Origin of the sequence: Achromobacter sp. LC458 (assembly GCF_001005835.2) — a bacterium.
Taxonomy (GTDB): Bacteria; Pseudomonadota; Gammaproteobacteria; order Burkholderiales; family Burkholderiaceae_B; genus Achromobacter; species Achromobacter spanius_B.
This window is the reverse complement of the sequence record NZ_LBHW02000034.1, coordinates 31481-52814: the sequence shown is the minus strand read 5'-3', so window position 1 is coordinate 52814 and position 21334 is coordinate 31481. Positions and strand designations below refer to the sequence as shown.

At 58.0% G+C, this 21334-nt stretch carries 17 protein-coding genes; 8 read left to right on the top strand and 9 right to left on the bottom strand.

Annotation, left to right across the window (positions count from 1 at the left end; genetic code table 11):
- Positions 1–534: 534 nt before the first annotated feature.
- On the bottom strand, positions 535–762 hold the full coding sequence (locus YH64_RS23055) for an SRPBCC domain-containing protein (protein WP_108914056.1): 228 nt from the start codon (positions 760–762) through the stop codon (positions 535–537).
- A gap of 317 nt (positions 763–1079) precedes the next feature.
- Here YH64_RS23055 and YH64_RS23050 point away from each other — a divergent pair, with 317 nt between their 5' ends.
- The 6 genes from YH64_RS23050 to YH64_RS23025 all read left to right on the top strand — a co-directional run bounded on the left by YH64_RS23050 (position 1080) and on the right by YH64_RS23025 (position 6562).
- Complete coding sequence (locus tag YH64_RS23050; protein ID WP_045952932.1) at positions 1080–1940, top strand: phytanoyl-CoA dioxygenase family protein; 861 nt, start codon at positions 1080–1082, stop codon at positions 1938–1940.
- 24 nt (positions 1941–1964) lie between these two features.
- Positions 1965–2861, top strand: a complete 897-nt coding sequence (locus tag YH64_RS23045) for a phosphate/phosphite/phosphonate ABC transporter substrate-binding protein (RefSeq protein ID WP_013743894.1) — start codon at positions 1965–1967, stop codon at positions 2859–2861.
- Positions 2862–2984: 123 nt separating this feature from the next.
- Complete coding sequence (gene phnE, locus YH64_RS23040) at positions 2985–3833, top strand: phosphonate ABC transporter, permease protein PhnE (protein WP_003118416.1); 849 nt, start codon at positions 2985–2987, stop codon at positions 3831–3833.
- Between the two features lie 33 nt (positions 3834–3866).
- The gene (phnC, locus tag YH64_RS23035) at positions 3867–4667 is read left to right on the top strand and encodes a phosphonate ABC transporter ATP-binding protein (RefSeq protein ID WP_041682765.1); all 801 of its coding nucleotides are present in this window, start codon (positions 3867–3869) and stop codon (positions 4665–4667) included.
- Positions 4668–4686: 19 nt separating this feature from the next.
- Positions 4687–5688 (top strand): phosphonate dehydrogenase, encoded by a 1002-nt coding sequence (locus YH64_RS23030; protein ID WP_045952931.1) that lies wholly within the window; start codon positions 4687–4689, stop codon positions 5686–5688.
- A 4-nt stretch (positions 5689–5692) separates the two neighbouring features.
- Positions 5693–6562 (top strand): LysR family transcriptional regulator, encoded by an 870-nt coding sequence (locus YH64_RS23025; protein WP_045952930.1) that lies wholly within the window; start codon positions 5693–5695, stop codon positions 6560–6562.
- 868 nt (positions 6563–7430) lie between these two features.
- Here the strand turns inward: YH64_RS23025 and YH64_RS23015 are convergent.
- The 5 genes from YH64_RS23015 to YH64_RS22995 all read right to left on the bottom strand — a co-directional run bounded on the left by YH64_RS23015 (position 7431) and on the right by YH64_RS22995 (position 14573).
- Complete coding sequence (locus YH64_RS23015; RefSeq protein ID WP_020925840.1) at positions 7431–9512, bottom strand: hypothetical protein; 2082 nt, start codon at positions 9510–9512, stop codon at positions 7431–7433.
- Positions 9502–10977 carry a site-specific integrase gene (locus tag YH64_RS23010; RefSeq protein WP_234352748.1) on the bottom strand — a complete coding sequence of 492 codons (1476 nt, stop codon included), beginning with the start codon at positions 10975–10977 and terminating at the stop codon, positions 9502–9504. Before YH64_RS23010 ends, YH64_RS23015 begins: the two co-directional genes overlap by 11 nt.
- 62 nt (positions 10978–11039) lie before the next feature.
- On the bottom strand, positions 11040–12311 hold the full coding sequence (locus tag YH64_RS23005; RefSeq protein ID WP_045952929.1) for a site-specific integrase: 1272 nt from the start codon (positions 12309–12311) through the stop codon (positions 11040–11042).
- A 131-nt stretch (positions 12312–12442) separates the two neighbouring features.
- The gene (gene ssb, locus YH64_RS23000) at positions 12443–12964 is read right to left on the bottom strand and encodes a single-stranded DNA-binding protein (RefSeq protein ID WP_046802916.1); all 522 of its coding nucleotides are present in this window, start codon (positions 12962–12964) and stop codon (positions 12443–12445) included.
- Positions 12965–13388: 424 nt separating this feature from the next.
- Positions 13389–14573 carry an MFS transporter gene (locus YH64_RS22995; RefSeq protein ID WP_046802915.1) on the bottom strand — a complete coding sequence of 395 codons (1185 nt, stop codon included), beginning with the start codon at positions 14571–14573 and terminating at the stop codon, positions 13389–13391.
- Between the two features lie 196 nt (positions 14574–14769).
- On the opposite strand from YH64_RS22995, the gene uvrA reads away from it, so the two are divergent.
- Together uvrA and YH64_RS22985 are read left to right on the top strand one after the other, a co-directional pair.
- Complete coding sequence (gene uvrA, locus YH64_RS22990; protein ID WP_370512771.1) at positions 14770–17625, top strand: excinuclease ABC subunit UvrA; 2856 nt, start codon at positions 14770–14772, stop codon at positions 17623–17625.
- 62 nt (positions 17626–17687) lie between these two features.
- Positions 17688–18350, top strand: a complete 663-nt coding sequence (locus tag YH64_RS22985) for a glutathione S-transferase family protein (protein ID WP_046802913.1) — start codon at positions 17688–17690, stop codon at positions 18348–18350.
- Positions 18351–18421: 71 nt separating this feature from the next.
- On the opposite strand, the gene YH64_RS22980 is transcribed toward YH64_RS22985, so the two are convergent.
- From YH64_RS22980 to YH64_RS22970, 3 genes are read right to left on the bottom strand one after another with little or no spacing between them, the layout of a single operon-like run.
- Positions 18422–19549, bottom strand: coding sequence for a deoxyguanosinetriphosphate triphosphohydrolase (locus YH64_RS22980; protein WP_046803121.1), 1128 nt, complete (start codon positions 19547–19549; stop codon positions 18422–18424).
- 23 nt (positions 19550–19572) lie between these two features.
- Positions 19573–20649, bottom strand: coding sequence for a 3-dehydroquinate synthase (gene aroB, locus YH64_RS22975; RefSeq protein ID WP_046802912.1), 1077 nt, complete (start codon positions 20647–20649; stop codon positions 19573–19575).
- Complete coding sequence (locus YH64_RS22970) at positions 20646–21287, bottom strand: shikimate kinase (protein WP_046802911.1); 642 nt, start codon at positions 21285–21287, stop codon at positions 20646–20648. Before YH64_RS22970 ends, aroB begins: the two co-directional genes overlap by 4 nt.
- Positions 21288–21334: the final 47 nt, after the last annotated feature.

Sequence of the window (21334 nt, the reverse complement as noted above, 5' to 3'; positions counted from 1 at the left end):
ATATAACGGAAACGCGAAATCATAAAATCGGCAACTTAATAATGATGATTACGCTGCATATTTCGTATTCTTCTTATTGATCGAATATAAAAAAAGCCCTCGCTTTTGCGAGGGCTCTTTCATAGCTGCGTAGCCGTTCGGAAAAATCAGAACGGTTATGCATACCTAAGTTTGTAAACTTCTAAATTTCGCCAGCAACGATGGGGATTTTCTCAATAGGGAGAGCACTGAGAAAAGGTTCATGTAAACAAATGCCGACCGACCAACGAGGTTGTTTACAGTCCTCCACGAACCCGTGAAGCGTATGGGCTTGAATGGACAGGCAGGAACTATACAACTGGCAGATCAAGCTTGACACCGAAGTGCCCCGCATCCGCAGGTGAACGGTGCCACCCGCCGACTATCATTGCATCACACTTACAGACGATCTGCGCATGGCCCAATTGTTTTAATTGCTTTCGATAAAGGCGCGCATTCTGTCGCGACAGATACCCTACTCTCTGTCCTTCAATAGTCACTCGAACGGCTCGATTGTCATGCGGATTGGAGTCCTCCAAGTAAAGGATGGCCTCTGTCACATACTCGGCGCCGTCCTCTGAGCGACCGCCACTGATGGCACAGCATGCACTCCTCCACAATGGCCCTGGTGGTGTGCCAGTCATCTGAGGCCGCATTCCAGCGAATTATCTCGTCGGGTGTGGTGTACGCCTCCCACACCCGTTCAATCGGGGCTCGTACGTTCGTCTCGACGGTGAGTTGCATAGCGGCTCTCTCCAGTTTGGTGGCAGCGGGTTGTTCACTGCCATTTGCGGGGTGAACTGCAGATATTACCGTGCAAAGGCCTATTGTGACGTAGGCAGAAAGCGACACGGGCGGCGCTTACCAGGCGCTGCGACCATCCTTCTGTGTTGCATTCCGCGTCCCGCTGCCATGCCTATGTCATACCGACGATCTACCATCCTTTCATGATCGATCTGTAGATCAAAGTAACTTATTGATTGCATAGTCGAATCAAACATGCCGGAAGGAGCCGCAGTTTGCCCTCCCGATTATTCGTTGGAAGACCTCGGAGCATCACCATGTTTGCAGAGCAGCAACGCGAATATCTCGACAAGGGATATACGAAGATTGAAAGCTTTTTCTCCGCGGAGGAAGTAGCGAAGATTCTTGAAGACGTCAAGCAAATTGAATTGGGAGCTATTGGCGTAGCTTCGGACAATGAGACTTACCAGTTCGAAAAGAAGAATGGCGAGACGACGAAGCTACTGCGTCGCGTCGAGAATCCTCACCTTTATTTCGATGCAATAGATTCTTTGGTCAGGTCGGAAAAAGTCGTCGATTTGCTTCGGCATTTCCTGGGCGAAAACATCCGTTTGCACAATAGCAAAATCAACTTCAAGCCGCCATCAGGCGCGCCAGTCCAGTGGCATCAGGACTGGGCATTCTATCCCCACACAAACGATGATTTTCTTACTCTCGGAATTTTCCTCGACGAGACAAGTGAGAAGAATGGCGCGATGGCATGCTTGCCAGGCTCCCACAAAGGAAAAGTGTACGACCACCGGAACGTCGAGACGGGCAAGTTTTGCCACGCGATCTCTCGCTCCAACTGGGACGAAGCGCTCGACCCGACAGAAGGGGAGTTACTAACGGGACCCGTAGGAACTGTCACGTTGCATCACGTCCGGACCCTTCATGGTTCAGGCCCAAACCACTCAACGATCAGGCGGCGTTTTCTGCTCATCGGCTATGCCGCGGCTGATGCTTGGCCACTTCTGGGCTGTGGCAACTATGGGGATTATGAAAGCCTCATGGTCTCTGGCCGATCCACCGTATTCCCGCGCATGGTGGAACTCCCTTTGACTATCCCGTATCCGTTGTCGATGTACGGTGATCGCATCTTTGAAAGTCAACGAGCTTTGACTCAAAAGTACTACTGAAGTCTTTAACTCACTGAGGTCATAATGCAAGTTTTTACTCTGTTTTCGAAATTCAAGAAGGCGTTAACGCGCGCCATTCTTGCCTTTATCGCCACAATCATAGTGTGCACACCCGCGCAGGCAGCTGAGGTTGTCAATGGGAAACTTCACCTGCGTTTTGCAATTGCGCCGGTGCGTCCAACGCCTAGCCAGACCATCAAAGAGTTTGAGCCGATATTCAAGTATCTCGCCGACCAGCTCGGCGCGACCTATGAAATCGTCTCCCCGGAAAGCTGGGCGGCAATATCTGTGGCAATGACAAATGGCCATGTCGATGTGGGCTGGCTCGGACCCTGGGGCTATGTCTTGTCGAATAAAAAGGCCGGCACCGAAGTGCTTGCAACGGCCAAGTACCGCGGGGAGCCGTTCTACAAAGCCCTCATTGTCGGTCGCGCCGATCTGCCGATCAAAAAATGGCCCGAGGACGCGAAGGGTTTGAAGCTGTCACTCAGTGATCAGGGCAACACTTCTGGCTGGCTCATCCCGATGGCGTACTTCAAGAGCATCGGCATCGACCCTGCGAGCTATTTTGAATATCGTGAAGGTGCCACGTTTGGCCAGAACGAATCACAGATTCAGCACGGACTGATCGACCTCGGATCCGATATGGATCGGGGCCGGAACGGGATGATCGAAGCGGGTCAAATCGATCCTTCGAAGTCCAAGATCGTGTGGGAATCCAGCAAGCTGCCGAACGACGCGATATCCGTGCCGAAGGATTTTGATCCTGCTCTGAAAGCGCGCATCACGGAAATACTGACGTCCTTGTCCGAAGAGAAAGCACAGTCGCTGATGGGCTCGGGCTATAACGGCTTCGTGAAGGCAAAGCACAGCGATTACAAGGTAATCGAAGACGCCGGCCGCATCCTGGGAAAACTGTAAAGCACGAGGGGTCCGTTCTTGGATGAGGGCAGCGGACGACAAGGTGGACTGACGCACGCCAGCTCCTTGTCTCCGCTGCACGAACATACGGGCGCGCATCGCAATACCACAGAGGATGAACCAATGAATCAGCGAATCGAAGAAGTCATGCTGGCTAATGTCAAGAGGGACGTAGCCAGGAGAAAGCGGCATTTTGCAACGTCGGTCGTAGTACTCAGTTTGCTGGCAGTGGCCTGGTACGTGTGTCAGATAGAATTCCAGAAGCTAGGCGCCGGTTTACCGAGACTATGGTCATTCGTCGTGCAGATGTTTCCACCCGACCTGAGCGACCTGGACGTCATTCTAAAAGGGGCTGGCGAGACGCTCGCCATGGCGACGATTGGCACGATATTCGCCACAATCATTGCATTTCCGCTGGCACTCATGGCTGCGCGTAATACCTGTCCGAACAAGTGGACCTATCGGGTATCCCGCGCCATCCTGAACGCCAGCCGCGGCACGGAGACATTTGTCTATGCACTTGTATTTGTAGCAGCAGTGGGCTTCGGTCCGTTCTCCGGCGTACTGGCCATTACTTTCCACATGGTAGGGGCAATCGGCAAAATGTTTGCTGAAGCCATCGAGCCCGTTGACCAAGGGCCGTTGGATGCGCTCGCCTTGACCGGTGCCAGCAGGGCAAAGATTATCCGCTACGGTCTGATCCCGGATGTTATGCCGCACCTGATCGCGAGCGTTCTATACATTTGGGAATTCAGTGTCAGAACGTCCACAGTACTGGGCATCGTAGGCGCAGGTGGAATTGGGCAGACCCTGAAAGATACTGTGGACTTGTTGGAATTCAACAAGATGATTACGGTACTGGCGGTTGTATTGCTGATGGTGTCGGCAATCGATTTCATCAGTGACCGGCTCAGGTACTTGATATTGGACACAAAACGCGAGGGATTCGAAACTCTCCCTGCGAATAACTGATTGCTTCACGTATTACTGGAAGGGCGGTTCGCAATGAAAGATGTAGCGTTGCAGTTAAAGAATGTCGGTAAGTCATACGGCAATAAAGTTGTCCTGGAATCGATTGACTTCGAAGTACGTCACGGCTCAATGGTTGCCTTGCTCGGCACAAGCGGGGCAGGGAAGTCGACGCTTTTCCGATGTCTCACTGGCCTTGAGCCGATTGACTCCGGTTCTATCGTGGCGCTCGGAGAATCCATACATGAACTGTCTCCGGCGCGTCTGCGGGCAGTACGTGGCCAGATCGGGTTCGTGTTCCAACAACTGCACCTGGTGAAAAGGTTCTCAGCACTCGAGAATGTATTGGGTGCGCGTCTGGCAGAGATGCCCATTTGGCGCGTCACATTGAAAAGCTTCAGCCGGGCTGACAAAGTGCTCGCGTTCGAATGTCTGGACCGGGTCGGCATGCTCGATTATGCAAACACGCCTACGCAACTGCTGTCAGGCGGTCAGCAACAGCGTATTGCGATAGCGCGAGCCTTGGCGCAGAAGCCCAAGATTATTATTGCGGACGAACCCGTCTCCAGCCTCGATCCGCTGACGGCGCGCTCGGTTCTGCAAACGCTGAAAGCCGCGGCTACAGATCTTAATGTCGCGGTCCTGTGCAGCTTGCACCAGGTAGACCTGGCACTTGAAGTGTCTGATCGAGTCGTGGGATTGCGGGATGGGCGAATCAGTTTGAATATGGCTAACCAACCGAATGATCAAGGCATGATGCAAAAGATACGATCCATTTATCAGCAGCGTGCCGTACACAGCGACAGAGACGAGCCGTTGCAGCGGCATGTCGCGTAGTTCGTTCCTCAGAGGTCCCATGAAACCAAGAATCGTAACAACGCATCGAATCCACCCCGACACGCTGGCCCTCCTTGAGACCGCCGCTGAAGTAATTTCCAATCAGTCCGATTCAACCATGTCGCGGGAAGAGGTACTGTTGCGCACCAATGATGCGGACGCGATGATGGTGTTTATGCCGGATAGCATAGATGCGGATTTCCTATCCGCGTGCCCCAATCTGAAGGTCATCGGCGCCGCGCTTAAAGGATATGACAACTTTGATGTCGAGGCATGTACCCGCCATGGGATTTGGTTTACGATTGTTCCTGATTTGCTTACGATTCCCACAGCTGAACTAACGATTGGCCTGTTGCTGAGCATCACACGGAATATGCTGCAAGGTGATAATTACATTCGATCACGCCAGTTCAATGGTTGGACCCCGCGGTTTTATGGCACAGGTTTGACGGGTAAAACCGCCGGCATCATTGGGATGGGAGCGGTCGGGCGGGCGGTCGCAAAGCGGCTGGCCGCCTTCGATATGCAAATTCAGTACACGGATCCGCAGCCTTTGCCGCAAGAGTCGGAAAGGGCGTGGAATGCAAGCAGAACATCGCTGGACCAGCTATTGGCGACAAGCGATTTCATCATTCCCATGCTGCCGATGTCGTCAGATACCCACCACACCATAAATGCTCGGGCATTAGACCGCATGAAGCCCGGTGCGTACCTCGTCAATGCCTGTCGCGGCTCCATCGTAGATGAGCGGGCCGTGGTGCATGCGCTTCGGACGGGGCATCTGGGCGGTTACGCCGCAGACGTCTTCGAGATGGAGGAATGGGCGCGTCCCGACAGGCCGCATTCTATTCCTGACGAATTGCTTGATCCTGCTTTACCCACATTCTTTACGCCTCACCTGGGTTCGGCGGTCAAATCGGTACGGATGGAAATCGAGCGTGAAGCCGCCCTCAGTATCCTCGAAGCGTTGCAAGGGCGCATTCCACGCGGAGCGGTCAACCATGTTGGAGCGGGGAGATGACTGAGTGATCAATCTCGATCACGTTGAGAGTTTTCTGGCCGTAGTCGCAGCCGGAGGCTTCCGCGACGCCGCAAAACAACTCGACATTTCGCAGTCGACGGTGACGCAGCATATCAAGCAGCTTGAAGAGTCGCTTAAGACGGAAGTAATCGTGCGAAGCAATGCCGGTTGCAGTTTGACAGCCGAGGGTGAAACTTTTTTGCCGTATGCGCAACAGCTTGTCAACCTGGCGTGTAAAGCCGGAACTCTATTTGAAAAGAAAGATGAAATCACGATTGGGGCGAGTTCTAACACGGGCATATACTTGCTTCAGCCATATATAAAAAAGTTTAAAGAGCGAACGCCATTTTCGGTCAAGGTGGTCATCGATAGAAACGAGGCGATAGCGCGGACCATAGAGAATTACGACGTGGACATCGCTGTCGTCGAAAGATGGGACGAGCGCCCGGGATTCGCTGCCAAGCTGTGGCGACGAGAAGAGCTGGTACTCATCGTACCGCTGGGGCATCCGTGGGCGGGCATGCGGAGTGTTGGGCCGAACCAGCTTGAAAACCAAGTCTTGATCGGAGGCGAGGCGGGCTCGGGCACCGGACGGGTCCTTCGGCGGTATCTTGGTACACGGGCAAATACGCTGGGGGTTTCCTTGCAACTGGGCAGTACCGCCGCTGTAAAAAGCGCTGTGCAGGCAGGACTGGGGATATCAGTCGTGATGAAAGCGTCCGTCGCGAACGAGTCCCGACTTGTCTTGTTTTCAACGGTTCCCTTTGAGGGCGATCCGCCCCGGAAGGAGATCTACATCGTGTTTCGGAATGGCATGCTGAAGCATCCGTCCATCGCTGCTTTCGTCGACATACTTTTGAGCCGTCCGCACTGAATTGGCTTGTGGAGCTCGGCTTGTAACGCCGCCGCCGACCCTGGGCGCCGAAGTTCGGGCTGTCGCGTCGCCACGCCGATTCTTGCCACGGCAGCTTCGGCTACGGCGGAGTGATAGATATGGGCTAGGACAACAAACAAAAAAGCCAGTCAAACGACTGGCTCTTGAAATTTTGAGGACAAAACCTTTGAAGTCTAGCTTCTCATCCCGATAAAGCATCATGTCGCCGATCGGGATCTAAAGCATAAGTCTTCCGGATGGCAGCTTTATGCTTAACGGCACAGTTGCGGAGGTACAGATTAGACGGTATTGAGCTGGTATTGTGCACGGCCCATAGGCCGACGCCCGCATCGCCCCATACAAGCTTATTAATAACTCGTAATCTCGCAGTAAGGTCAACTACAACTTGGCAGCCTTTTGGACAGCTCCGAGTTTAGTTTGATCTCGGTGAACTCTTGGCAGCGGTTGGCTCAGCAACCGGGCATCCAGGCCCCGGTTGCTAGCGTTGTAGGCCCACACAACAAACTGCTCCAACAATCTTTCGTTCTCGACCTTAAGCCGGGTGTTTGCGGCCTCAATACGCTCAAGACGCTCTAAAAGCGCCTGTGCTTCCGTAGCTCCCAGGCCAAAGACTCCTTTGCGCCTAGCATGTGGGAGCCCGGCCACGCGGTCCTTTGTTAGCTGGAAGGCTTGTTTGATTCGGACGCGTTGATTTAGAGCCTGTCTTGTGTACCGGGCGCTAAGTCGCTGCTCGACGACATCGATGAGTAATTCCCAAGTAAGCTTCCCATCCCAGCCATCCAGAATGCTAACTATGGCTTCTATATCTTCGCCTCCCAAGTTACGTGCTCGAGCTTTCGGTCGGTTCTTAGCCACCATTTTCCTCCATCGCGAGCATCAGGCGGCGCATGGTTTCAGTCGATATACTCGCATCAGCAGACGGCTCCGGCCGGTGCGTTAAAGCGGCCCGAGCTACTTTGGCTTGCTCGATTCTTGACGGGACAGGAAGGTTTGACAGTTGGATGACCGCACCATGAGGAATACTGGTGTCATCAAGAAGGGCACACAATTGAGCCAGCCTTTTTACCGTCAGCTCGTGATGGTCCACCCAGCGACTAGCTCCAAAGTAACCGTCAGCATGAGCCTGCTTGGCTGCCTCTAGATTCTCTCTAGCAGTCACCAGCTCATCCCGAATCCTGGCTGACCGAACCTCATCGCCTTTTACGCAGACCTGCTCAGAACAATTGAGGCAGTCAGCATGTAGCTGGCAGGGAGCCATCGTGTAATCATGGATACACACACCGAATTCGGTAGTATGAGCAGTCGGAACTTTAAGGCGAGCGAATTCATCTCGGTGAATTACGATGCGCTTGGGAAGATTGGCCAACGGGCCAAACATCTGGCTGTCATCCCCTAATGCACCACGAATCTTTAATACTAGCTCATCAGCGGACACATGGTCATACGTCGCATTTTGGCGAATGTCCTTCCGTCCGGACCATTTGGCAACATCGAGCTGGCTCAACCCCCCCGCTTGTGCCAGTGTATTTAGATAGTGCCGGAACTGGTGTGTCGTAACCTTGATCGGGCTACCGTCAGGCTCTGTAAATCCGTAACGACTAAAGATGGTTTCATGGTGACTGCCTGTTTTCGGGCCCAGCCTGTTGTTCACCTGGTTGATGCTTACCGTCGCAACAACCCCAGGCCAAGTAGCCTTATCCGCCGCTAGGTCATTTCTACATACAGTGAAGAGTGCATCGCTATACTTCAGACCGAGATCCTTGTTTAGCCAAGGAGCGTGCAATGGGAGCATGGATAGTACATTGCGCTCAATATCAACGAAGCGATAGCACCGTACCCCGCCAATAGTGGCTGTCTGTATGTTTTTGTTCCGGTACCACAAATTTATGATGCTCCGGTCCACGTCCTTTCCGAAGAGAACCCGTCCGACTTCAATGTTCTTAAGGTACTCTTGCCCTCTCAAGTATTCAAACTCGGTCGATAAATAAACTCGACTCGGATTTTCTTCGTACCATCGCGCTACATTACGAGCGTGATCTGTGCGTTTGCGTACCTTCGCAATCGCGTCTACCACCACATCGACCATGGACGGAACGATCCATTTCACCATTGGGTCAGCGCCCTTAGCAGGCCACCACCGAAGACCATAGGCCTCCGATCCATCCGATTGCTTTTGCCGTACCTCACAGTCAACGGGCAAAAGGAGGACCTCATTAATTCGGTCAGGAGCAGCGCACAGGATTGCAGCAATAGATGACACCAGCACGTAGGGAGTTTCATCTGCAAGCCGGAAGACTTTCGGAAGCGCTTCGAGCGCCGCTTCCGAGGGCAACTTTGCGGCGCGCTCCTCATCAAATTGCTTACCGACTCTGCCCCTATCCCGTTGTCGTTTTATAGGATTCTGCCAGTTATTGGATGGAATCATGATAAGGCGGTGCCTTTCTAAGAAAGACGCAATTCGCTCAATCTGGTTTCCAGTACCAAAAGCGCTACCCTCGAAACATTCGCCCGCCATCTGTGCAGCACGATTCAAAAGAGTAGCATCAAGGTGAACCGGACTATCCTTTCCGGACTCCACCAGAGCCTCATGAACCATTCGAAGCGCACTAAGGACGAAGTTTTGGCTTTTGACTGGACGCAACGCGTAGGTATATCGGATGTATGCCTTGGCGAACGACCTAAAAGGCTCCACCATTGCCTCCGGGGTCGGCAGCGTTAGGGAGGGCTGAGTGTAGAAACGCAGTCTCGTACGCTTATTTCCCATGCCCTTGAGTTGTACATGGGCAGAGATATCCCACTCGTCGACATCGAAATCCAAATCTCGGCCATAGGCTGTCAGCTCATTACGGCAAAGCCCAATGAACTGCTTAAGGTTCTCTTGAGCACCTTTTTCTGCCTTGGGGACGAAGAGGACCAATTCAGCGCTCATGGCCATCCTCCGTTGCTACATCGTGCTTTGCCTGGCATTGTCGAACAACCTCAGCGACGGCCAGGATGGTTCGGTCGTTTATCGAGGCAATACGCTCATCAGCTACGACCATCTTACGTTCGCGCTCGGCCAACAGATAGCCCAGCACCGCTTCGTGTGGCCCATCCGCCCACGCCTGGAAACTCTGACATGTGTAACAAGCTATGGGTGCCGAGAAACCGCAATATCCATGACTGCCGCAACTACCCATCGGCTTACAGGTTGACTCTATTCGAGGGTCGAAGACCCTGCTAGACGGATCCCCATTTCGAAGCGCTTTGGACTCATCTGGGATAATGACACCCGCGAATGCTTGAGCCATAGGTGCCAGCGCCATCGCCACCGCCCGATCGATACGTTTGATGATTTCAGGAGTCGCTTGCACATACACACCAACGTTTTGAGTGTCCGTGTGGTCAAGCAATTCTGCGATGATGAGCTCGCCGTGGCCCTCTACTGCTGCCCTGGTTCCGAGGGTTCGTCGGAAGCGGGTCGCGGTAATATGAATGTGATTTCCGGTACGCTCGGAGTAAACCTTGAGTTTGCCCAATGCCCTTACCAACTGGTTGGCAACCTCTTGTCCGGTCCTATGGTATTCCATACCAACTGGCTGATCCCCGGTTTTACGGCCAGGAAAGAGCGGCGCTTGGTTAACGTCGCCCAACTTTCCTTCTAGAGCCGCTCTAACCTCGTTCGCATAGTCATGAAGAAGCTTGCCAATCTGCGGTGTAATCAGCCGCTCTCGGAATTCGAGCCTAGCTGGCTTGCGTTGCTTAACGCGTGGCACGTTCAAACAATAAGTAAGCGAGCCATCGCCAACCTCCAAGACAGTGAAGTCCGACAGTTTCAGCAAGGCGTATTGCGCAGGCCGTTGCCCAAGTAGCATGAACAACCAGGATAGGAGATAGTCGTCTGTGGACAGTGCGCCGGCAGCGTAGGCACGATTCAACGCCACCTGAATGGATTCCAACTCAATATCGGTGAATGGCCCATCATGAGGATCCATTGTGGAAACTGCCACACCTTTTTGGTTGCCTTTGAGTCTAAGTTCTCGCAACGCCGCTATCGCGCTGCCAGCAACGCCCTGGTGGCCAAGGGCATACCACTTCTTAAGGAGCCCAGCCAAAGACCCTAAATACCACCTCTTATCGCTATCAAGCATTGCATGGTAGTTGAGCAAATCAGTTCCTGTGATTTCTTCCACGCTTCCTTCCCGGGCTTCGCCAAGATACTTAAAAAGGTGCTCGGACCGATTGAACATATTTTCCAGGTGTCGCAGCGACCTATTTTCGGCGTACCAGACCAGCGTACTTCGGAAACCAGAAACGAATTTCGGAGTAGCCGCACCCCTCAACCTTGAAAAATCGATGCGTGCAATACCCTGTGCCTCACGGATGGTCCACCTCTCGTCATTAGGGTCGAACAAGATCCCACCACGCGTCCGGACAGACGTGGGCTCCAAGGGGATAGCTGTCGCTAGCAGTGCCATTACAGATCAACCTTCCCGGCCATGTCAGCCTGCAAGTGAAGCGACACCTTTTTGGCCTTCTCTCGCACATGCCGCCGGGTATAGTTTTGTGCCGAATCTGATGTTTCTGACCATCCCATCAGGAATGAACGCATCTTTTGCTCTTCCGCCGCTGGGATATCCAACCGGTCCATCGCGGCAGAGAAATTGTCGTTCCATGTGTGCCGCAAAACATGAGGAGAAAAGTCGTCCGGCAGCTCACGAATCTTGGTGCGTAGAAAAGCAAAGCACTTGTTCAAGGTGCTAAGTGACATGGGTGCTCCGGTCTTGTCGGCCACAAATAGATACTCGTGCTTGCGCGCTCCCTTTAACCGGCTGCGAGCATGAATAACATAGTCATGCGTCAATCGACAAAGGTCTGGCGCCATAGGTAGCAATCGGTCGCGTGTCTTCACTGTGGGCTGCTCTTGTCGTGGGTCCTCTGGAGCATCTGCACGGCGAATAATGACCACTGTTTCCTTCCGGAAGTTAACGTCGGAAACCTTCACGTTTAAGAGTTCTCCCCGGCGCAGGCCGAAGGAATACATCCAACGGAATATCAGCTCATTGCGAAGCTTAGTGAATTCACCGGCCCAGGGATTTTCAAGTGAATTCCTAGCCGTAACTTCTAAAAGTCGAGCAGATACCTCCGGAGAAAGACCTTCCCGAGCGTCTAGAACAGTCCTGCCACCAGAAGAAGGTGCACGCGCTCGCAGTGCTCCGATCACCTGCTGCCGAGACGATTCCAAGGCGCTCAGAGCAGGATTTCCGAAAGGCAGCCTAAGCAGATAAGCAGAGGCCATCCAAGATAAATAGTCAGCAATACGTCGAACTCGATTACCAACGGAGTCTGGATCTATAGCCGGTGCGGCTTGGCGAGCGAAACCCCGTCGAATCCGCTCCAAGGAGACCAAGCCCGCGGGCGTTGCTTTCGCACCTTCGTCAACGCCCATATCCGCTAGGCGCAGGTAGCAAGTCCGGACCAAGGACTCAATCTCGGCCAGGTCGACAATATGACCCTTCTGCAATCGGGCATCAAGGTCGATGCCCCTTTGCTCTAAGAACAAAATGAATACCATAATGTGGCGCAACGCCTGCACGATGGTATTCGCCGCCAGGTTGCGCCCTCGGAGCTGAGTCAGAGCATAAACGGTAGGGTTGAACAACGGCATTCCAACCCGTGTATCGACGAGCACCGGCATGCGTTCGCCTGAAGACAATCTCAATGTTCTTACAACATACGGATTGGGCATTTGTTTACATCTTTATTAGGTGAACCATATGCCGCAGTTTATCCGAAATATTAGAAAAACGTAAACAAGAAAAAACCCCACTAAATCAATAGTGGGGCTGAGTTTGTTTACACTATAAACTGTCTTCCCGGTTAGAACGGAATATCGTCGTCCATATCCGCCAGGTTCGCACCGCTGCTGGCCGGGGCCGCAGCAGGCGCCGGGCGCTGTTGCGGCGCCGGGCGTTGCGCCGGGGCGCGTTGCTGTTGCGGACGCGACGGGGCGTCGTCGTAGCCGCCGCCACCACCGTAGCTGGCGCCGCCGCCACCGCCGTCTTCGCGGCCGCCCAGCATTTGCATCTGGTCAGCCACCACTTCGGTGCTGTAGCGATCAGCGCCGGTGTCCTTGTCTTGCCACTTGCGCGTCTTCAGACGGCCTTCGATGTAGACCGAGCGGCCTTTCTTCAGGTATTCGCCGGCGATTTCAGCCAGGCGGTTGTACATGACGACGCGGTGCCATTCGGTTTCTTCGCGGCGTTCGCCGGAAGCCTTGTCCTTCCAGGTGGAGGTCGTGGCGATGGACATGTTGCAGATTGCAGCCCCTTCCGGGCTATAGCGGACTTCCGGGTCGCGACCCAGATTGCCCACGAGAATGACTTTGTTAACCGATGCCATGCCGATGTCCCTCAGTTGTTGACAGCCTGCGCCTGTGCGTTGCCGCGAGCGCGCCGGCAACAACATAAAAAGCGATGTTGAAGACCGGCTTCATGAAACACGCCGGTCATCATGACAATGACCGGCGACGCCTGGGATCGTGACGACCCCCACTTCCGTGAAGCCCTAAATTGGTACGTATTATCGACGAAAAGCCCCCGCCACGCCAAACGCGATTCGTGACAAAGCGATCCACCCCGGGAATCGATTTAGGGGCTGTTGGGCGCCATAGGCAGCGCGATCAGCGACGGTTGAGGCGTAGTCGGGGACGCATCCCCGGCCCGGTAGCCGGCCCGGTAGCCGGCCCTGTAGCCAGCCCAATCGCCAGCCCTGATCACCCGCCCTCGATCACCGCCCTTGCCGCCTTGATCCCGCCTTGGCGGTCTTACGCCAGCGGCCGCAGCGCCCAGGTCACCGCGAGCCACACCGCCGACAGAATCGCCGCGCCGACGAACACCGCGCTGGCGCCTGAATGGGCCGCCAGCCAGCCTCCCAGCGCACCGCCAGTAAACAGCCCGGCCGCTTGCGCCGTGTTGTAGAAGCCAAGCGCCAGCCCCTTGTACGCCTGCGGCGCCACGCGCGACACCAGCGAAGGCTGCAAGGCCTCCAGCACGTTGAAGGCGACAAAGAAACCGGTCAACGCCACAGCCAGCGTGTAAAAACCATGGCTGGCCGCCGGCAGCAGCGCGCACACCAGCACCAGGCCCGCCACGGCGGCGCGCAAGGCGCCCCGGTGGGCACGACGCTTTTCCGCGACGAACACCACGGGCACCATCAGCACGAACGACACCAGGATGACGGGCAGATAGACCTTCCACAGCTCGCGCGCGTCCAGCCCGCCGACTTTGGCCAGCAAGGCCGGCACCACCACGAACAGCGACACCTGAATCAGATGCAGCACGAACACACCAAAGTTCAGGCGCAGCAAGTCACGGTGGGTCAGCACTTCACGCGGCCGGGCGGCCTGCATGGTGCGGGCTTGGGTGCGCGGCACGACCGGCACCACAAAGCGCGCCACGCCCAGGCAGATCACGCCCAGGCAGGCGATGGTCCAGAACAAGCCCGACAGGCCCCACCAGCCCACCAACACGGGCGACAAGACCAGCGACACCGCGAAAGACAGTCCGATCGACCCGCCCACCATGGCCATGGCCCGGGTGCGGACTTCGTCGCGGGTGGCGTCGGCCAGCCAGGCGGTGACGGCGGCCGAGATCGCGCCCGCGCCCTGGATGGCGCGGCCGATGGTGATCCAGTACACGTCGGTCGCCTGCGCGCAGACGATGCTGCCCACCACGAACAGCAGCAGTCCGAACAGCACAACGGGGCGCCGCCCCCAGCGGTCGGAAGCCAGGCCGAACGGGATCTGCATGAATGCCTGGGTCAGGCCATACATGCCCAGCGCCAGGCCGACGCGCGCGGGGTCGTCCCCGCCGGGCAGGCCGGCAGCCGCGACGGCGAACACCGGCAGCAACAGGAACAGCCCCAACATCCGGGCGGCGAACAGGCCGGCCAACGCGACGCTGGCGCGACGTTCGGAGGGGGTCAATTTCAGCTTGATGTCTGCCGGCATGCGAAAAATTCAACAATGACAAGGGCGGTGCGCGCGCGTGGATGTCACACGCTCACAGTCTGATCTGGCGGTGCGGCGCCGAACGCCGTTCAGTCCAACTTGTCGGACTGCCTTGAACGCGGGAGGTTTCGGCGCGCTATAGTAACAAGTTGGCCTTTGAAACCGCTTAAAAGAGCCTGATGGACACCCGATCGACGTGACAATACGCATACGGGGTGCACGCACCCACAACCTCAAGAACGTTTCGCTGGACCTGCCGCGCCACAAACTGGTGGTCGTCACCGGCTTGTCCGGCTCCGGCAAGTCTTCGCTGGCGTTCGATACGCTGTACGCGGAGGGCCAACGACGTTATGTGGAAAGCCTGTCCGCGTATGCCCGCCAATTTCTCCAGCTGATGGACAAGCCGGACGTCGACCTGATCGAAGGGTTGTCGCCGGCCATCTCTATTGAGCAAAAGGCCGCGGGCCACAACCCGCGTTCCACCGTCGGCACCATTACCGAAATCCACGACTACCTGCGCCTGCTGTATGCGCGGGTCGGCACGCCCTACTGCCCCGATCACGGCCTGCCGCTACAGGCGCAATCCGTCAGCCAGATGGTCGACGCGGTGCTGGGCTGGACGCCCGAAACGCGCCTGGCCGTGCTGGCGCCCATTGCGCGCGGCAAGAAAGGCAGCTTCGAGGACGAATGCGCCAGTTTGCAGGCGCAAGGCTATGTGCGGCTGCGCGTGGACGGGCAGCTGATGGAAATCGACGGCATGGCGCCGTTGAAGAAAACCGAAAAGCACGACATCGACGTCGTCATCGACCGGCTGCGCATCAAGCCGGAAAGCAAGCAGCGCCTGGCGGAAAGCTTCGAAACCGCGCTGCAACTGGCGGATGGGCGCGCGCTGGCGCTGGACATGGACAGCGAACACGAGCAGGTGTTCTCCAGCCGCTACGCCTGCCCGGTGTGCAGCCACAGCCTGCCCGAACTGGAACCGCGCCTGTTCAGCTTCAACAACCCGATGGGCGCCTGCCCCAGCTGTGACGGCATCGGCCAGGTGGGTTTTTTCGACCCCAAGCGGGTCGTGGCCTTTCCTGAGCTGAGCCTGGCCGCCGGCGCCATCCGGGGCTGGGACCGCCGCAACGCCTTCACGCATTCGCTGCTGAGCAGCCTGGCGGCGCATTACGAATTCGATATTGAAGCCCCGTTTGAAGACCTGCCCGAAGCCCTGCGCGACAAGGTGTTGTACGGGTCGGGCGAAGAAGAAATTTCGTTCCTCTACTTGAACGAGAAAGGTCGCAGCACCGTCAAGCGCCACACATTCGAAGGCGTCATCCCGAACCTGGAACGCCGCTGGCGCGAAACGGATTCCGCGACCGTGCGGGAAGAACTGGGCAAGTACCGCAACATCAAGACCTGCCCGGACTGCGCTGGCTCGCGCTTGCGCCCCGAAGCCCGCAACGTGCTGATCGGCCACGATCCGCGCGGCGGCGAGCGCCACGGCCAGGCCATTTATGAGGTCGAGGCCATGCCGCTGTCCAGCTGCCTGGCCTGGTTCCGTGACCTGAGCCTGACGGGTGCCAAGCAGGAAATCGCGCAGCGCATCGTGCGTGAAATCGAGGCGCGGCTCAGTTTCCTGAACAACGTGGGCCTGAACTATCTGTCGCTGGACCGCAGCGCCGACACCATATCGGGCGGCGAGGCCCAGCGCATACGCCTGGCCAGCCAGATCGGTTCCGGTTTGACCGGCGTCATGTACGTGCTGGACGAGCCATCCATCGGCCTGCACCAACGCGATAACGACCGCCTGATCGGCACCCTGCAACACCTGCGAGACCTGGGCAACAGCGTCATCGTCGTCGAGCACGACGAAGACATGATCCGCATGGCGGACTGGGTGGTCGACATGGGTCCGGGCGCGGGCGAGCACGGCGGCGAAGTCGTGTCGCAGGGTGATCCTGAAACGGTGCAGCGCGATCCGAACTCGCTGACCGGCCAGTACCTGAGCGGCGCACGCGAGATCGCAATTCCACCGCGCCGTCCGGTCAGCGACGAACTGCCGTGGCTGACCTTGACCGGCGCCAGCGGCAACAACCTCAAAGACGTAGAACTGCGCGTGCCGGCCGGCCGCCTTGTCTGCGTCACGGGCGTGTCCGGTTCCGGCAAGTCCACACTGATCAACGACACGTTGGCGGTTGCCGTATCGCGCCAGCTGCATCACGCGCAAAGCGAACCCGCCCCCTACGTGTCGATGCAGGGCCTGGAGAATTTCGACAAGATCATCAGCGTCGACCAAAGCCCCATCGGCCGCACGCCGCGCAGCAACCCGGCAACCTACACCGGGCTGTTCACCCCGATCCGCGAGCTCTTTGCCGGCGTGCCGGAAGCGCGTACGCGTGGCTATGACCCGGGCCGGTTCAGTTTCAACGTCAAGGGTGGCCGCTGCGAAGCGTGCCAGGGCGACGGCGTGGTCAAGGTTGAAATGCACTTTCTGCCTGACATGTACGTGCCTTGCGACGTGTGCCACGGCAAGCGCTACAACCGCGAAACGCTGGAAATCCGCTACCGGGGCCGCAACATCAGCGAAGTGCTGGACCTGACGGTCGAGCAGGCGCTGGAATATTTCGAATCCGTGCCCGCGATCTCACGCAAGCTGCATACGCTGATCGATGTCGGCCTGTCTTACATTCGCCTGGGTCAAAGCGCCACCACCTTGTCGGGCGGCGAAGCGCAACGCGTGAAGTTGTCATTGGAGCTGTCGCGCCGCAGCACCGGGCGCACGCTGTACATCCTGGACGAACCCACCACCGGCCTGCATTTCCGCGATATCGAACTGCTGTTGCAAGTGCTGAACCAGCTGGTCGACAGCGGCAATACCGTGCTGATCATCGAGCACAACCTGGACGTCATCAAAACGGCGGACTGGCTGATCGACATGGGCCCGGAAGGCGGCGACGGCGGCGGCTATGTCGTGGCACAAGGCACGCCCGAGGTTGTTGCCAACACAAAGGCCAGCCACACCGGGCAATACCTGGGCAAGCTGCTGCGCCGCAACGCAGGCCGGTAGATCGACGGGCACCCAGTCGACGCACACCCAATCGACGCGCACCTTAAGGCAGAAACCGCACCATGTACACCCTGATCATCGGCAACAAGAATTACTCATCGTGGTCCTTGCGGCCCTGGCTGGCGCTGCGTGCGACGGGCATCGAATTTAACGAGCAAAAGCTCGGGTTCTTCACGGAAGCGTTCACGCGACAAGTGGCGGCGGTGTCGCCCGCCGGGCTGGTGCCGGTGCTGCTGGACGGCGACTTCGCCGTGTGGGATTCGCTGGCCATCTGCGAATACGTGGCTGAACAGCACCCCGACGCGGCCCTGTGGCCCAAGGACGCAAAGGCGCGCGCGCGGGCGCGGTCGATTGTGGCGCAAATGCACAGCGGCTTTACGGCGCTGCGCAACACAATGCCCATGAATATCGAAGCGCATCTGCCGGACATCGACGTGCCCGAGGCCGTGCAGCAAGACATCGAACGCGTGCAAGCCATCTGGCGCGACACGCGCGCCAAGTTCGGCCTGGGCGGCCCGTTCCTGTTCGGTGAATTTTCGATTGCCGACGCGTTCTATGCACCGGTGGTGTCGCGCTTTACCACCTACAACGTTGCCGCGACGGGCGCCGTGCGCGACTACATGGACGCGGTGATTGCGCTGCCCGCCATGCAGGAATGGATGCGCGACGCGCATGCGGAAGCGACATTCGTGCCGGAAGACGAGCCGTACCGCACGCATCGCTGAACGGGCACAACTGACGGGCACAACGGGGCGCGCACCACGGCCCGGCAGCCCGTCAACGCCGGCGGCACCGCTTAGCCCATTTCAAACAGCCGCTTATGCTCGCGAATGGCGTAGCGGTCGGTCATGCCCGCGATGTAATCCGAAATGGCGCGGGCCTGTTCATTGAATGCCTCGCGCCGGTAGTCGGGCGGCAACAGCCGCGGATCATCCAGGAACGCCGCGAACATCTCGCGCACAATGCGGCGCGCCTTCGCGGTCATGCGCAGCACCTGGTAATGCCGGTACAAGTTGTCGAACAAGAACTTCTTCAGTGCGTCGGCCTCGCGCCGGATTTCGTCCGAGAATCCGGCCAAAGGCGGTGCGCGGCGCACATCGTCAACGCTGGTCGGGGCCGCGTCACGAATGCGAGCCAGCGATGTTTGCGTCAGGTCGACTATCAAGGTGTTGATCATGCGGCGAATCGTCTCGGCCACCGCGCGGCGTGGCGCCAGGCCGGGATAGCGGTCCAGCACCTGAGCATGGTGGCGTTCGAAGATCGACACGTCTTGCAGCTGTTCCAGCGTGATCAAGCCTGAACGCAGGCCATCGTCGATATCGTGGTTGTTGTAGGCCACTTCGTCGGCCAGATTGGCCAGCTGCGCTTCCAGGGACGGCTGCGTGCGGTTCAGGAAACGCTCGCCCACATCGCCCAGCTGGCGCGCATGCGCGGCCGAACAATGCTTGAGGATGCCTTCGCGCGTTTCAAAGCAAAGGTTCAGCCCGTTGAAATCCGCGTAGCGCTCTTCAAGCTCGTCCACCACGCGCAGGCTTTGCAGGTTGTGCTCGAAGCCGCCGGCCTCGGGCGCCAGCTCGCGCATGCAGGCATTCAGTTCGTCCTGGCCGGCGTGGCCGAAGGGCGTGTGGCCAAGATCGTGCGCCAGCGAAATGGCTTCGGTCAGGTCTTCGGACAGCCCCAGGCTGCGAGCCAGCGTGCGCGCAATCTGCGCCACTTCCAGGCTGTGCGTCAGACGCGTGCGGAACAGATCGCCTTCATGGTTGACGAACACTTGCGTCTTGTATTCCAACCGGCGAAAGGCGCCGGAATGGACGATGCGGTCGCGGTCACGCTGAAACTCGGTCCGGTTTTCGGGCGGTGGTTCGGCATAGGCCCGACCGCGCGATTGGGACGGGTCGGATGCGTAGGAAGCCAGCTCTTTCATCTGCAACACCGTCTCCATCGCGGTTACTGGGTGGTTCGGGACAAGACGGCGCGCACCGCCTCATCCGGGGCCGCGCGCATCAGCGCTTGGCCTATGCGCGGCATGAGCACGTAGCGAATCGAGCCGCCTTCGGTTTTCTTGTCGACCTGCATCAAGTCCAGCCAGCGGTCGGCGCCCAGGTCGGGCGCCACCACGGGGCAGCCGATAGCCGCCACCAGCGCGCGCACGCGTTCCACGTCGGCTCGCTGGAAACCGGCCACATCGGCCGACAACTCAGCCGCCTGCACCATGCCGCAACCGACGGCCTCGCCGTGCAGCCAGGCGCCGTAGCCCAGCCCCGATTCAATGGCGTGGCCAAAGGTGTGGCCCAGGTTCAGGATGGCGCGCAGGCCGGATTCGCGTTCATCCTTGCCGACCACCTGCGCCTTCAGTTCGCAAGAGCGGCGAATGGCGTAGGCGACGGCCTGCGGGTCCAGCGCGCGCAGCTTTTGCACGTTGTCTTCGCACCAGGTCCAGAAGTCCGGGTCCAGGATCAGGCCGTACTTGATGACTTCGGCCAAGCCGGCGGACACTTCGCGCGCGGGCAAGGTGTTCAGCACGTTGGTGTCGATTTCGACGGCCACCGGCTGATAGAACGCGCCGATCATGTTCTTGCCCAGCGGATGGTTCACGGCGGTCTTGCCGCCTACCGACGAATCCACCTGGGCCAGCAGCGTCGTGGGCACTTGCACGAAGCGCACGCCGCGCATGTAGACGGCGGCGGCGAACCCCGTCATGTCGCCGATGACGCCGCCGCCCAGCGCCACCAGCACGCAGCGGCGGTCCAGGCGATGCGTCAGCAAGGCGTCAAAAATCAGGTTCAGCGACTGCCAGTCTTTATAGGCCTCGCCATCCGGCAGTTCAATGCGCAGCACACGCTTGCCCGTGCGGGCCAGCGCGGCCTCGGCACGCTCGCCGTACAGGGCGGCCACCGTGGGGTTGGTCACGACCGCAATCGCGGTGGCGTCGGCGGGAATGCACTGGTCCAGGGCATCAAGGCGGCCTGGGCCGATGTGGATCGGATAGCTTCCGCCCGGGGTGTCGACGTCAACAACGTTCATATGCGCTTCTCGAAGGCTTGTAATTGCGGCAGCAGCGCCTTGACCAGCGTGTGGATGGGCATGGCCCCGGTTTCCACGACCAGGTCGGCGACTTCTTTATAGAGGGGTTCCCGCAGGGTCATCAGATCCCGCAGGGTGCCGCGCGGGTCGGCGGTGGCCAGCAACGGGCGATTGCGGTCGCGGCACGTACGGCGGAACAATTCGTCCACGCTGGCCCGTAAATAGATGACGATTCCGCGCTCGCGCAGGCGTTGGCGGTTTTCACTTGCCAGGATGGCGCCGCCACCGGTAGCAAGAATAATGTTGCGCCGTTGGGTACACTCCTCCAAGGCGGCGGACTCTCGGCGACGAAAACCGGCTTCGCCCTCGATTTCGAAGATAACCGGCACCCGAACGCCGCAACGCGCCTCGAGCTCATGATCCAGATCCATAAACTCGCGCCCCAGCGCACGCGCCAGGCTTCGGCCTATGGTGGTCTTGCCCGCGCCCATCATTCCCACCAGGAACACGGGCAGGTCATGCGGCAATGGCACGGTCTTGCCTGTGCACTCGATGGCGCAAGGCACGTGGTCAGGCCCCTGGTCGGAGGGCGCTGGGTCCGGGTCAGCCTCCGGACATGAGTGGGCGGAAAAGTTCATGTCGGCATTATCACATCTGCCGCCAGTTGCCCGCGCACCACACAGAA

Coding starts and splice junctions, on each gene's coding strand:
- YH64_RS23055 (WP_108914056.1), bottom strand. CDS start 762: ATGCAACTCACCGTCGAGACGAACGTACGAGCCCCGATTGAACGGGTG.
- YH64_RS23050 (WP_045952932.1), top strand. CDS start 1,080: ATGTTTGCAGAGCAGCAACGCGAATATCTCGACAAGGGATATACGAAG.
- YH64_RS23045 (WP_013743894.1), top strand. CDS start 1,965: ATGCAAGTTTTTACTCTGTTTTCGAAATTCAAGAAGGCGTTAACGCGC.
- phnE (WP_003118416.1), top strand. CDS start 2,985: ATGAATCAGCGAATCGAAGAAGTCATGCTGGCTAATGTCAAGAGGGAC.
- phnC (WP_041682765.1), top strand. CDS start 3,867: ATGAAAGATGTAGCGTTGCAGTTAAAGAATGTCGGTAAGTCATACGGC.
- YH64_RS23030 (WP_045952931.1), top strand. CDS start 4,687: ATGAAACCAAGAATCGTAACAACGCATCGAATCCACCCCGACACGCTG.
- YH64_RS23015 (WP_020925840.1), bottom strand. CDS start 9,512: ATGAGCGCTGAATTGGTCCTCTTCGTCCCCAAGGCAGAAAAAGGTGCT.
- YH64_RS23005 (WP_045952929.1), bottom strand. CDS start 12,311: ATGCCCAATCCGTATGTTGTAAGAACATTGAGATTGTCTTCAGGCGAA.
- ssb (WP_046802916.1), bottom strand. CDS start 12,964: ATGGCATCGGTTAACAAAGTCATTCTCGTGGGCAATCTGGGTCGCGAC.
- YH64_RS22995 (WP_046802915.1), bottom strand. CDS start 14,573: ATGCCGGCAGACATCAAGCTGAAATTGACCCCCTCCGAACGTCGCGCC.
- YH64_RS22985 (WP_046802913.1), top strand. CDS start 17,688: ATGTACACCCTGATCATCGGCAACAAGAATTACTCATCGTGGTCCTTG.
- YH64_RS22980 (WP_046803121.1), bottom strand. CDS start 19,549: ATGAAAGAGCTGGCTTCCTACGCATCCGACCCGTCCCAATCGCGCGGT.
- aroB (WP_046802912.1), bottom strand. CDS start 20,649: ATGAACGTTGTTGACGTCGACACCCCGGGCGGAAGCTATCCGATCCAC.
- YH64_RS22970 (WP_046802911.1), bottom strand. CDS start 21,287: ATGAACTTTTCCGCCCACTCATGTCCGGAGGCTGACCCGGACCCAGCG.